This is a genomic window from Bacillus solimangrovi, assembly GCF_001742425.1.
GTDB lineage: Bacteria > Bacillota > Bacilli > Bacillales > Bacillaceae_N > Bacillus_AV > Bacillus_AV solimangrovi.
In genome coordinates, this window is sequence record NZ_MJEH01000063.1 from 103,302 (window position 1) to 116,176 (window position 12,875).

At 36.1% G+C, this 12,875-nt stretch carries 17 protein-coding genes; all 17 read left to right on the forward strand.

Annotated features, from left to right (window positions below; genetic code table 11):
- Positions 1–12: 12 nt before the first annotated feature.
- The 17 genes from fliG (at position 13) to fliQ (ending at position 12,875) form a co-directional block, all read left to right on the forward strand.
- On the forward strand, positions 13–1,026 hold the full coding sequence (fliG, locus tag BFG57_RS17410; protein ID WP_069718775.1) for a flagellar motor switch protein FliG: 1,014 nt from the start codon (positions 13–15) through the stop codon (positions 1,024–1,026).
- Positions 1,010–1,840 carry a flagellar assembly protein FliH gene (gene fliH / locus BFG57_RS17415; protein ID WP_069718776.1) on the forward strand — a complete coding sequence of 277 codons (831 nt, stop codon included), beginning with the start codon at positions 1,010–1,012 and terminating at the stop codon, positions 1,838–1,840. The genes fliG and fliH overlap by 17 nt, the downstream gene beginning before the upstream one ends.
- On the forward strand, positions 1,827–3,140 hold the full coding sequence (gene fliI / locus BFG57_RS17420) for a flagellar protein export ATPase FliI (RefSeq protein WP_069718777.1): 1,314 nt from the start codon (positions 1,827–1,829) through the stop codon (positions 3,138–3,140). Before fliH ends, fliI begins: the two co-directional genes overlap by 14 nt.
- Before the next feature lie 10 nt (positions 3,141–3,150).
- Positions 3,151–3,594 (forward strand): flagellar export protein FliJ, encoded by a 444-nt coding sequence (gene fliJ, locus BFG57_RS17425; protein WP_069718778.1) that lies wholly within the window; start codon positions 3,151–3,153, stop codon positions 3,592–3,594.
- Between the two features lie 8 nt (positions 3,595–3,602).
- A complete protein-coding gene (locus BFG57_RS17430) occupies positions 3,603–4,178 on the forward strand; it encodes a MotE family protein (RefSeq protein ID WP_069718779.1) in 576 nt (191 codons plus the stop codon).
- Positions 4,179–4,199: 21 nt separating this feature from the next.
- A complete protein-coding gene (locus BFG57_RS17435; protein ID WP_069718780.1) occupies positions 4,200–5,402 on the forward strand; it encodes a flagellar hook-length control protein FliK in 1,203 nt (400 codons plus the stop codon).
- Between the two features lie 10 nt (positions 5,403–5,412).
- Positions 5,413–6,081, forward strand: a complete 669-nt coding sequence (flgD, locus tag BFG57_RS17440) for a flagellar hook assembly protein FlgD (RefSeq protein ID WP_069718781.1) — start codon at positions 5,413–5,415, stop codon at positions 6,079–6,081.
- Between the two features lie 17 nt (positions 6,082–6,098).
- Entirely contained in the window at positions 6,099–6,485 is a 387-nt protein-coding gene (locus BFG57_RS17445) for a TIGR02530 family flagellar biosynthesis protein (protein WP_069718782.1), read from the forward strand.
- A gap of 84 nt (positions 6,486–6,569) precedes the next feature.
- Positions 6,570–7,802, forward strand: a complete 1,233-nt coding sequence (locus tag BFG57_RS17450; RefSeq protein WP_069718783.1) for a flagellar hook protein FlgE — start codon at positions 6,570–6,572, stop codon at positions 7,800–7,802.
- 46 nt (positions 7,803–7,848) lie between these two features.
- A complete protein-coding gene (locus BFG57_RS17455; RefSeq protein WP_069718784.1) occupies positions 7,849–8,061 on the forward strand; it encodes a flagellar FlbD family protein in 213 nt (70 codons plus the stop codon).
- Positions 8,062–8,493, forward strand: coding sequence for a flagellar basal body-associated protein FliL (gene fliL, locus BFG57_RS17460; protein ID WP_069718785.1), 432 nt, complete (start codon positions 8,062–8,064; stop codon positions 8,491–8,493).
- A 35-nt stretch (positions 8,494–8,528) separates the two neighbouring features.
- Positions 8,529–9,527: a flagellar motor switch protein FliM gene (fliM, locus tag BFG57_RS17465; RefSeq protein WP_069718786.1), complete on the forward strand. Its 999-nt coding sequence runs from the start codon at positions 8,529–8,531 to the stop codon at positions 9,525–9,527.
- Positions 9,517–10,818: a flagellar motor switch phosphatase FliY gene (gene fliY, locus BFG57_RS17470; RefSeq protein WP_069718787.1), complete on the forward strand. Its 1,302-nt coding sequence runs from the start codon at positions 9,517–9,519 to the stop codon at positions 10,816–10,818. Before fliM ends, fliY begins: the two co-directional genes overlap by 11 nt.
- 20 nt (positions 10,819–10,838) lie before the next feature.
- Positions 10,839–11,201: a response regulator gene (locus tag BFG57_RS17475; RefSeq protein ID WP_069718788.1), complete on the forward strand. Its 363-nt coding sequence runs from the start codon at positions 10,839–10,841 to the stop codon at positions 11,199–11,201.
- Positions 11,202–11,221: 20 nt separating this feature from the next.
- Positions 11,222–11,914, forward strand: coding sequence for a flagellar biosynthetic protein FliO (locus tag BFG57_RS17480; protein WP_175428385.1), 693 nt, complete (start codon positions 11,222–11,224; stop codon positions 11,912–11,914).
- A 17-nt stretch (positions 11,915–11,931) separates the two neighbouring features.
- Positions 11,932–12,588, forward strand: coding sequence for a flagellar type III secretion system pore protein FliP (gene fliP, locus BFG57_RS17485; protein ID WP_139125179.1), 657 nt, complete (start codon positions 11,932–11,934; stop codon positions 12,586–12,588).
- Between the two features lie 17 nt (positions 12,589–12,605).
- The gene (fliQ, locus tag BFG57_RS17490; protein ID WP_069718790.1) at positions 12,606–12,875 is read left to right on the forward strand and encodes a flagellar biosynthesis protein FliQ; all 270 of its coding nucleotides are present in this window, start codon (positions 12,606–12,608) and stop codon (positions 12,873–12,875) included.

The window sequence follows — 12,875 nt, forward strand, 5'->3', positions numbered from 1 at the left end:
GGGGAATGAGAAATGGCGAAAAGTCCTGGGGATTTAACAGGCCGACAAAAGGCAGCCATTTTACTTATCTCACTTGGACCGGATGTATCGGCTCAAGTATATAAGCATTTAAGTGAAGAAGAGATTGAGAAACTTACCCTCGAAATTTCGAGTGTTAAAAAGGTAGACAATGGTCAAAAGGAACAAATTCTTGACCAGTTTCATCAAATTGCCTTAGCTCAAGATTATATCTCTCAAGGCGGGATTGGTTATGCAAAAACAGTCCTTGAAAAAGCATTAGGAGCAGAAGAAGCAGCAAACATAATAAATCGATTAACAGCTTCATTACAAGTTCGTCCATTTGATTTTGCGAGGAAAGCTGATCCAGCTCAAATCTTAAATTTTATTCAGAACGAGCATCCGCAAACAATCGCATTAGTGTTGTCATATCTTGCTCCTGAACAAGCAGGCCAAATCTTGTCTGAACTTCCACAAGAAGTGCAAGCAGAAGTAGCAAAGAGAATTGCTGTGATGGAGAGTACATCACCTGAAATTATAAATGAGGTTGAGCAAATTTTAGAGCGAAAGCTTTCAGCGACTGTTACACAAGATTATACTCAAACGGGTGGAATCGAAGCTGTTGTGGAAGTATTGAACGGTGTTGATCGAAGCACTGAAAGAACGATTCTTGACGCACTTGAAATTCAAGACCCTGAGCTTGCGGAAGAAATTAAGAAGCGTATGTTCGTATTCGAGGATATTGTTACGCTCGACAACCGTGCAATTCAGCGTATTGTACGTGATTGTGAGAACGAAGATTTAATGCTTGCGCTTAAGGTGTCTAGTGAAGAAGTGAAAGATGTTCTGTTTAAAAATATGTCTAAGCGTATGGCTGAAACCTTTAAAGATGAAATGGAATTTATGGGTCCTGTCCGACTTAAGGATGTAGAAGAAGCACAAACACGTATTGTAGCAACGATACGCCGCTTAGAAGAAGCTGGTGAAATTGTTATAGCTCGTGGTGGTGGTGATGACATCATTGTCTAAATTAACCGAATCAAAAAAAGTGAAAACAGTACCAATTATATCAGAGAAGAAGAGGCTAATTGAACTACGTCCTTTTTCTACAGAGCTAAATGAAGTAAACGAACAAGATGAATCAGTCGACAAAATTGATTCTCAAATTCTATTAGAAAAAGAACAAGAAGCTAAACAACTTGTTGAAGAAGCTCAACATGAAGCAGAACGAATACATAGAGAGGCTGAACAATATTCAGAACAAATTCTTCAACAAGTGGAGCAAGAGCGATTGAATTGGGAAAATGAAAGGCAGCAATTCATTGAACAAGCCAGGGATGAAGGCTATACTGCTGGTTTTGAACAAGGGAGCGATGAAGCTCACCAGCAGTATACAGACATAATTGATGAGGCGAAGCGAATTGTCGAAACATCTAAAGAAGATTACGCAAAACATCTTGTTGAATCTGAGAGCACGATCTTATTACTTGCGATGAAGGTTGCTGAAAAAATCTTAGATATAAAGCTTACTGAACAACCAGAAGTATTTCTTAACTTAGTAAGACGTGTTATTAAAGAAGTGAAAGAACATCAAAATATTCAAATACACGTGCATCCATCTAACTTTGAATTTGTTGTGTCTCAAAAAGAAGAATTACTAGCACTATTTACTCATCCAACAGCAGAGTTGTACATTTTTCCAGATGATGATTTACAAGAATACCAATGTAAGATTGAATCATCATTCGGTCGAATCGATGCAAGTGTGGATAGTCAGTTAAATGAAATTAAAATAAAGCTACTTCAAATATTAGAAGAGGAGAATGGGAATGAAGGCAACTGAATTAATTCCCAAATTAGAACTGATTGATCCATATAAACGGTTTGGAAAAGTAATACGTGTAGTTGGTTTAATGATTGAATCAAAGGGACCTGAAGCATCAGTTGGTGATCTTTGCTACATTCATGTTGGTGGTTTGCAGAAGCGAAAGGTGAAAGCAGAAGTAGTTGGATTTCGAGATGAAAATGTGATATTAATGCCATTCACGAGTGTACAAGAAATATCACCGGGCAGTTTAGTTGAAGCAACTGATGAACCTTTACAAGTAAAAGTAGGTGCGGATCTAATAGGTAATGTAATAGATTCACTTGGCAATCCATTAGATGAATCTACATTACCAAAAGGTTTAACTGCCGTTCCAACAGAACAATCTCCACCGAATCCAATGAAACGACCACCAATTAGTGAAGAAATTGAAGTTGGAGTGCGTGTGATAGATAGCATGTTAACAGTAGGAAAAGGCCAACGAGTTGGTATATTTGCCGGTAGTGGTGTTGGAAAAAGTACTTTATTAGGTATGATAGCACGAAATACTGAAGCAGATATTAATGTGATTGCGTTAATCGGAGAGCGTGGTAGAGAAGTTCGTGAGTTTATCGAAAGAGATTTGGGTCCAGAAGGGCTTAAAAAATCAATCGTTGTAGTCGCCACTTCTGATCAACCTGCTTTAATGAGAATAAAAGGGGCATACACTGCAACAGCCATTGCTGAGTATTTCCGTGATAAAGGCCATAATGTTATGTTTATGATGGATTCAGTAACACGAGTTGCAATGGCGCAACGTGAAGTAGGTCTAGCTGTAGGAGAGCCTCCAACAACAAAAGGATATACACCATCTGTTTTTTCTATTTTACCACGGTTATTAGAGAGAACGGGTACAAATCAATTAGGTACGATAACAGCCTTTTATACGGTGTTAGTAGATGGTGATGATTTAAATGAACCAATTTCAGATACTGTGCGAGGAATTTTAGATGGACACTTTGTGTTAGATAGAAATCTTGCGAATAAGGGACAGTTTCCAGCTATTAATGTTCTTAAAAGTGTAAGTCGTGTTATGAATAATATTGTGAATGAAGATCATAGACGATCAGCAGAGCAGCTAAGGAACTTATTAGCTAAATATGTTGAGTCAGAAGATTTAATTAACATCGGTGCTTATAAGCGTGGCTCATCTAAAGAAATTGATGAAGCAATTAGCTATCATCCACAGATTATTTCTTTTCTAAAACAACAAGTACATGAGAATGTTTCAAAATCTGAAGCGGTTGAATCATTAATACAACTGATGAAAAAAGGGTGATGGGGAAACCATGTCTTATCAGTTTAAGCTTGAAAAAATTATGAATTTAAAAGAACGAGAAAAAGATGAAAGTGTTGGAGAATATAATGAAGCTGTAAAAGCTTTTCAAGAGGTAGGTCAAAGACTCTATGAGCTACTTAAAAAGAAAGAGGATCTTGAATCTGTTAAACATACTCAAATTAGAAAAAAGATTTCTATTTCTGAAATTCAGCAAACGGAACGTTTTATTAAATCATTAGAACAGTCTATCATGCATGTTCAACAGCTTGTGGCCCAATCTCGTGAAAAGATGAATGTGAAAGAAGTAAAGTTAGTTGAAAAAAACATAGAAGTGAAGAAATTTGAGAGAATTAAAGAAAATCAGTGGAATTCCCATCAAGAATCATTGAAATTTGAAGAGAAAAAACTGATGGATGAGATTTCGATTCAACAATACATGCATCGCGGAAGTTAGGTGTGTTTATGGAGCAAATTGAAAAAAAACATAGTAAGTTGCAATGGTTTTTCTTCGTTATTGTATTTCCGTTGTTAACAGCTATAACGATCGTTTTAATTGTTTTAATAATGTTAGGTGTTAATGTTTTTGATTTGAAAAATGAAGTTGTAAATAAAGTACCGGTGTTATCTGCTGTTTTCGATTCAGAAGGTGTATCTCCTGAAGAAGATCCTTTTTTACTGCGAGCAGATTTGCAAAATAAAGAAGCACAACTCGCAAATTTAAACAAACTGATAGAACAAAAGGATCAGCAAATCGAGCAATTTCAAGTTGAAATTGACCAATTGAATGAACAAATACAAGCTGAAGCAATTTCTGAAGAAAAACGACAAGCAGATATTAAATCATTAGCCAAGACGTATAGTGAAATGGATGAAAAGCCGGCTGCTGCCATCATTGAACAACTAGAAGATTATGAAGCTGCAGAAATTATGCTGGAAATGAAAGATGATGAAAGAGCTGAAGTGTTCAATGTGATGGATCCGTCTAAAGCTGCAATTATTACTCAAATTATTAAGGATGGATTGTTTGTTTCTAATTAATAATTGAGAGGAGGTGAAAAGATGAATGTCGCAATGTTACAACAAACGTCTTCAACACCAAAAAAGCAATTGTCACAAAACACAAACGAGCCAAATCGTGACCAATCATTTGCTTCCCAATTAGCTGATGTTAGTAATCCGGAGAATGAACCTCAGGCAGCTTCTGATGGGCAACAAACAACTCAAGAAAGCCAAGATAATGTTGACCTAGAGAAGCTTGAACGGGAAATTGAAGCGATTTTGGACGAACTACCGCTCGAAGCAGGATTTATAAATGAAGAAATCTTGCAACACCCAGAAATTAAAGCTTTATTGACTCAATTGACAACAGAACTTGCTGGCAAATTAGAAGCGTTATTTCAAGGCAATCAATCGATTGAAGCGATCTTAGATAAAGTTCAAAAGTGGCAACCGCTAGAAAAAACTGTGGCAATGATGATTAGTGTAGCTGGAGCAGAGAAAAAAACTGGACAAGCTTTAATGACTGAACAGTTTAAGCGATTGGCACAGCAATTAACTAGTAACGATGTTGCAGATGTTAATTCGATGTCTAAATTATTAAGTCAACCAGTTAAAGCTTTATCATATGTTGATAGTCAGACTCGTTTAAGATTAACATCAATAAATAGATTTAATTATAATGATAAGTCTGAGATGGGACAATCGAAGGTTATAGATTTAAGTGAATCTATGCTATCGAAATTTGATCCCAAGTTGGCAATAAAAGTAGATAACGATACTGGTTCTCAAAAATTGCAACAAGTAGTTAATTTGACTCCAACGCAATCGAAGTCAGGTATGCAACAGCAGTTTATTGAACAGTTTCAAAAGGTAATGCAGCAAAGTAAATTTAGTTCATTTGCAAATGGTAATTCTCAGCTGATGTTAAAGCTGAATCCTGCTCATTTAGGGTCACTTTCAATTAAGTTGATTCAAACTAACGGAGAAATGGCTGCAAGAATTATTGCTTCTACTCAGTCTGCAAAAGAACTTATTGAAGGGAACTTAAGTCAGCTTCGACACGTATTTGCAGCACAAAACATACAAGTTGAGAAGTTTGAGCTTAATTTGCAAAATCAGCAGCAATTTCAACAAACGTTAAAAGATCAACAAGGTGAATCTCAAGGCAAACAACAAGAAAAACAAGAGAATACGAATGATGATAATCATGAACAATCTTTTGCTAAATCATTCGAAGATGAATTAGTAAATTTAATGACATAGGGTGATTGTGATGACGACAGTTGATCCAAGTCTTTACTTGCAAAACTATCAATCTCAAAACACGGGCTCTGGTTCGAATGTTTTGGATAAAGATGCTTTTATTAAAATTTTAATGACTCAGCTTCAAAATCAAGACCCATCAAGTCCTATGGAAGATAAAGAATTTATTGCTCAAATGGCACAATTTTCTGCACTTGAACAAACGACTAATTTAAATGAAACGATGAATAACTTTATTAATCTTGAAAAGCAAACACAGCTCGTTTATTTTAGTGAGATGATCGGTAAAGATATTTTATTCGAACGAGAAGTATTAGGAGAAGAGGACACTGAACCGATTACAGAAACTGGTCAAGGCACTATTAAAGGGGTAACAATGGAGAATGGTTACATGGTTTATCATTTGGAAGACGGAACAATCATTCCAGAAACTCAAGTGACCGAAATCCAAAAAGCATCTAAACATGTGGCATCTGACAATTTAATTTCGCAAGCTAGTTCATTAATTGGTAAGAACGTTACTTGGACAGAAGAGGTCGAAGGTCAAGACGGTGAAATTATTAACGAGACAAATCAATCAATCGTGTCATCGGTAAGCTTTAAAGATGGAAAAGTAACATATGTACTTGAAAGTGGACATTCGATTAAAGGAAGTGACATCGTCGAAATTTCACGTTAATGAAATGAGGTGAAGAAATGGATCACCGAATACATCATATCCAACAGACTTTGCCTAATGCATTATTAAAACCTAAGGTAAAACCAGCTCAACAAAGTAATGTAAGCTTTAAAGAGCAATTTAACAAATCTCTTGAACAAACAGAACAAATAAAAGTTAGCAAACATGCTACACAAAGATTACAAGAACGAAAGATTGAAATTCAGGATCAGTTATGGAATGAAATTTCATCAAAAGTTCAAGAAGCCAAACATAAAGGTGTTAAAGATGCTTTAGTTTTAACAAATAACTCAGCACTAATTGTAAGTGCGAAAAACAATGTTGTTATTACGGCCATGAATCGGCAAGAAGCAGCATCACAAATTTTCACTAATATTAATGGGACGATAATTTTAGATAGTTAGTATGGCTGGACCTTATTAGGAGGCCACTACGTTGTGGAATGATAGAAGCAACGTGAAGTTTTAATTAAAGAAGGGAGTTAACAAATGTTACGTTCTATGTATTCTGGTATTGGAGGACTACGCAACTTTCAAACTAAGTTGGATGTTATCGGTAATAATGTGGCTAACGTAAATACTTATGGCTATAAAAAAGGTCGCACGACGTTTAGTGATATGATGTCACAAAATATTGCAGGTGCGAGTGCTGCAACTGATAATCGTGGTGGTACAAATGCCATGCAAGTTGGTCTCGGAAGTTCAATCGCATCAATTGATAATATTCAAACTCAAGGAAGCTTACAAACTACCGGTCGCTCTCTAGATCTGGCCATTTCAGGTGATGGTTATTTTGCTGTCAAAAATGGTAATCAACAGTATTACACACGTGCTGGTAATTTTTATTTAGATAATAATGGCACGTTGGTAACAGCGGAGGGAATGAAAGTCCAAGGTTACAATGTTGAAGACGATGGGACTATTTCAAATAGTATCAGTGATATAATAGTAGATTCTAATGCAATTATGCCAGCAAAAACTACTGAGCAAATAAAAATTATTGGAAACCTACCAGCGAATGCAGTACCCGGTACTACTATCTCTCAACAAACTAAGATTCATGATGATAATGGTAATGAGCATACCATTGATATATATTTTAGAAGCGATGGTTCAGATTGGGAAATGTATTTGAACGTTCATCCTGATGATCCGTCTAATCCAACTGGGATTGGTATTGGGTTTGATCAGCAAACAGGAATATCAGATGAAACTGATTATTCTTGGACTTCCGGTGACATAGAATTAGATGGAGACACCAATACTACAGAATTTAGTAATGGTATAAATATAAAGTTTGACCATGGAGACTTAACTAATACTGGTTCAGCAGCTAATGTCGGTGCTCAAGCGGATGGGAATGGACAAGGCTCACTTGATAGCTTTGAAATCGGTCAAAAAGGTGAAGTTAATGGTGTGTTTTCTAACGGTCAAGTTGTTACACTTGCTAATCTTGCCATAGCAACATTCTCTAACAACGGTGGTTTAAGTAAAGCCGGTAATAACTTATTCCAAGAATCGATTAACTCTGGTCCAGCAAATATAGGAACTCCAGGAGATGGACGTGGCTCTATAGCTGGTGGTTCACTTGAGATGTCTAACGTTGACATGTCAGAGGAGTTTACTGAGATGATTGTTGCACAGCGTGGTTTCCAAGCGAATACACGTATTATTACAACTTCTGATGAAATCTTACAAGAGCTTGTTAACCTGAAACGATAATAAAGGAGGGATAGGGTGATGGGCTTAAGCCCTGAGCCCATCCATTATGATAAAACTTACACGCTTAAATGGTAGTGAGTTTAATTTAAATGCTTTATACATAGAACAGGTTGAAGCTTTGCCTGATACGACAATTTCATTAATAAATGGGAAGAAATTTGTTGTGAGGGAAGATAAAGAAAAAGTTCTTAAAATGATAATGGGTTTTTACAAAGATGTCTCTATTTTTGGAGCGCTTAAGGATGTGGAGGGGGATTAGTTGTTAAAAAACAAACTCGTTAGTATTGTGCTTATCCTCTTAGCGGCTATAACATTATTAGGGGTTGTGGCACTATTTGTAATATTGAATTTTGCTGGGGATAACAATGAGCATGCAGAACCGACGATTGATGAAATTTTAGAACAGTCTGTAGAAACAGATGAGATTACGACCAATTTATTGAGCAATGATTTTATTCGAATTAAGTTTAGAATTCAAACAGATAGTGAAGATGCAAAAGAAGAATTAGCAAAACGCACATTCCAAGTTCGCAACATATTAATTCAAGAGCTTTCTTCAATGAAAGCAGCCGACTTTAAGGGAAAAGAGAAGTTAATAGAATTAGAGAGCATGTTAAAGATGCGCTTAAATGAAATTATGCAAGAAGGTACAATTGAAAAAGTATATATTACAGACTTCGTCTTGCAGTGATGAGAAGATGTTGAAGTTAGAGGAGGTGAAGCTGTTTGGCTGAAGAGGTTCTCTCCCAAAGTGAGATTGATGCGCTGCTTTCTGCTATTTCCACTGGGGAAATGAATGCAGAGGAACTTAAAAAAGAGGAAAAAGAGAAAAAAGTAAAAACGTATGATTTTAAACGTGCTTTGCGATTTTCTAAAGATCAAATCCGAAGTTTATCACGAATTCATGAAAACTATGCACGAATGTTAACAACATTTTTTGCTGCTCAGCTTCGTACATATATTCAAGTAGGGGTAGCATCAGTAGATCAAATTCCATATGAAGAATTTATCCGCTCTATTCCAAAAATGACAGTATTAAATGTGTTTGAAGTTCCTCCTTTAGATGGAAGGATACTAATGGAGGTAAATCCAAATATTGCATATTCGATGATGGATCGTACACTTGGTGGACGTGGTGGAAGTGTTAATAAAGTAGAAAACCTTACAGAAATTGAAACGAAGATTATGTCTAATTTGTTTGAGAAAGCAGCTGATAACCTTCGTGAAGCATGGAGTACTGTTATTGATATTGATCCGATTTTAACTGATTTTGAAGTGAATCCACAGTTTTTACAAATGGTTTCACCGAATGAAACAGTTGTGGTCATTTCATTGAATACTACGATAGGTGAAACGAGTGGGATGATTAATATATGTATTCCTCATGTTGTATTAGAGCCTATCCTTCCAAAGCTTTCAGTTCATTATTGGATGCAATCGACGAAAAAAGAGCGTGAGCCTGAAGAAATTGAAGCTTTAAAGAAAAGGGTACGAAGAACAGTAGTGCCACTAAGGACTATCTTAGGTAATGCCACAATTTCAGTAAATGAGTTTCTAAATCTTTCAACAGATGATGTCATTCAATTAGATCAAAAAATTGATGAACCAATGACGGTTCAAGTTGGAGAACGTCCAAAGTTTTATGCACAACCAGGAAAACAAGGTAATAAAATGGCTATTCAAATTTTAGAAAATATCCAAGGAGGTGACGATGATGGTGAGTGATGACATGTTAAGTCAAGATGAAATAGATGCACTTCTCAAAGGTGGAGATGATGAAGATACATTTGAGCAGGAGTATACACCATCAGTCGAAGATTACCTTTCTTCAATCGAACAGGATGCATTAGGTGAAGTAGGTAATATCTCATTTGGGAGTTCTGCTACAGCACTTTCGACTCTATTAAATCAAAAAGTAGAAATTACAACACCAAGTGTTTCTGCTATACTTATGACTAGGTTACAGGAAGAATTTCCAGAACCTTATGTTGCAGTTGAAGTTGAATATACTGATGGATTCAAAGGTACGAATCTATTAGTCATTCAAAGGAGTGATGCTGCAATCATCGCAGATTTAATGCTAGGTGGAGATGGAGTTAATCCATCAGAGGATTTAGGGGAAATTCAATTAAGTGCTGTTCAAGAGGCAATGAATCAAATGATGGGTTCATCAGCTACATCAATGTCAACAGTATTTAGTAAAAAGGTCGATATTTCTCCACCGAAAATTGATATTTTGAACGTAAAAGAAGGAGATGGAACTGACCGAATTCCGGAAGAGGATGTATTAATTAAAATTTCTTTTGAGTTAAGAATTGGTGAATTAATTGATTCAAACATTATGCAATTGTTGCCTGTTGATTTCTCTAAAGAATTGGTTGATAGTTTAATGAATCCATCTGGAGGTGAAGTAGCTTCAAAGGCAAAACTACCTAAGCGAGAAATGCCAATTCGTCAAGAACAAGAACAAGTTCAGGAGACTAAAATCATGCAAGATACATCAACTCCTCAAATACAACAACAAATGCAATCTCAACAAATGAGTCAACCGTATCCATCACATGGAGTTCAGGAACAACCAGTTTACAATCAACCGGTTGCTCAAGCGGGTTATTATCAACAACCACCTCCAATGCAGATGCCACCACAACCAAGTGGTCCTCAGCATATAGGAGCTAATTCTTACGGGCAAGGTGCGGATGTTCAAACGGCAGAATTCTCATCATTTACTGCTCCTAACTTGCAACCACAGGAAGCTAGTAATTTGAATATGTTATTAGATATTCCACTACAAGTCACGGTTGAGTTGGGACGTACGAAACGTTCTGTTCAAGAAATTTTAGAACTTTCACCAGGTTCAATTGTTGAGCTTGACAAACTGGCTGGTGAACCAGTTGATATTTTAGTGAACAATAAATTGATTGCAACTGGTGAAGTTGTTGTAATAGAAGAGAACTTTGGTGTTCGAGTAACAGATATTATCAGTCAAAAAGAAAGAATGAAAAAATTACAATAAATGCAGTGGGGGAATGAGTAATGCCAGGAAGAATTTTAATTGTCGATGATGCAGCTTTTATGCGAATGATGATTAAAGATATATTAACAAAAAATGGGTTTGAAGTTGTAGGTGAAGCCCCAGACGGTGCTCAAGCTGTTGAAAAATATAAAGAACATATGCCAGATCTAGTTACAATGGATATTACGATGCCAGAAATGGACGGGATTACTTCTCTAAAAAAAATTAGAAAGATCAATCCAGATGCAAAAGTTATCATGTGTTCTGCTATGGGGCAACAAGCTATGGTAATCGATGCGATCCAAGCAGGAGCAAAGGACTTTATTGTGAAACCTTTCCAAGCTGACCGTGTATTAGAAGCAATTAACAAAACAATGGGTTAATCAGAATGAGGTGGCAACTTTTGTTGCGTTATATTTCAATCTTATTTGTTCTTACATATACCTTTTCATTCACTCCGCATGAACAAATTGTCCATGCGGAGAAACCTTCAGAAGGCGATACCGTGGAGAAATGGTTAATGAAAGAGCAAGTAGAGCCAAGTGAACAACAACCAGTTGAAGAACCAGATAGAAATTTGCAACCAGAAAATATTGAAGATCCAACCGCTGAGAATGAAACAATTCCGACTTTTGAGCAATCTGTTACTTGGGTTGATTTTGTCAAATTAATCTTCGCACTTGCATTTATCGTTGGATTAATTTATTTCATTTTACGCATCGTAAATCAGAGAAATAGAATGTTTGGACAAGCTCGTTCCTTGGAGAATCTAGGTGGAATTTCACTTGGAAATAATCGTTCCGTGCAATTAATACGGTTAGGTGATCGTATTTTAGTAGTCGGTGTTGGAGAGGACATATCGTTATTAAAAGAATTAAGTACAAAAGAAGAAACGGATGAGTTAATATCTCTTCAACAACAAATTAGGCCAACGAGTAATGATATTATTAGTCAAGTTTTTAAACGTGAAAAGAAAACAGAGGCAGATAATCAAAAGCAAAACTTTCAATCACAGTTGAAGAAGCAGCTGGATGATTTAGCAGGAGGAAGGAAGAAAATATATGAATCTATTAAAGATGAAGGTAGAGACAAGTGAGTGAACTTTTACCGGGTATTGATCCGAGTATATTAAATAGTGACCCTGCTAATGTCTCTACAACGATAAAACTAATCCTTCTTCTCACTGTTCTTTCTCTAGCTCCAAGCATTCTTATATTAATGACGTGTTTTACGAGAATCGTCATTGTTTTATCTTTTGTACGAACATCACTTGCTACTCAGCAAATGCCACCTACGCAAGTGTTGATAAGTCTAGCATTATTTTTAACCTTTTTTATTATGGGCCCAACATTTGCTGAGGTAAATGAGCAAGCATTAACACCGTTTATTGAAGGTGAACTTACGCAAGAAGAAGCATACACGAAGGCTGTAGGACCATTTAAAGAATTTATGAGTAAGCATACGAGACAAAAAGATTTAGAGCTATTTCTTAGCTATGCACAAATGGAAAGACCACAAACAATAGATGATATTCCGATGACAGCATTAATTCCTGCTTTTGCAATTAGTGAGATAAAAACTGCCTTTCAAATTGGGTTTATGATTTTTGTTCCCTTTTTAGTAATTGATATGGCTGTTGCAAGTGTATTAATGTCGATGGGGATGATGATGCTACCGCCAGTAATGATTTCATTACCGTTTAAAATTTTATTATTCGTATTAGTAGATGGTTGGTATCTCGTCGTAAAATCATTGTTAGCAAGTTATTAGAAAAAAGGTGAAAGACTATGGATTCACAATTCGTGATCGGATTAGCAGAAAAAGGGATTAATACAGTATTACTTATATCAATGCCACTATTAAGCTTAGCGTTAGGGATCGGGTTACTTGTGAGTATTTTTCAGGCAACAACACAGATCCAAGAACAGACACTTGCATTTATACCGAAGATTGTAGCAGTATTACTAGGTTTAATTTTCTTTGGACCATGGATGTTATCACAAATAGTCGACTTTACTTATCAAATACTTAGTAATCTACACTTATATATAGGTTAG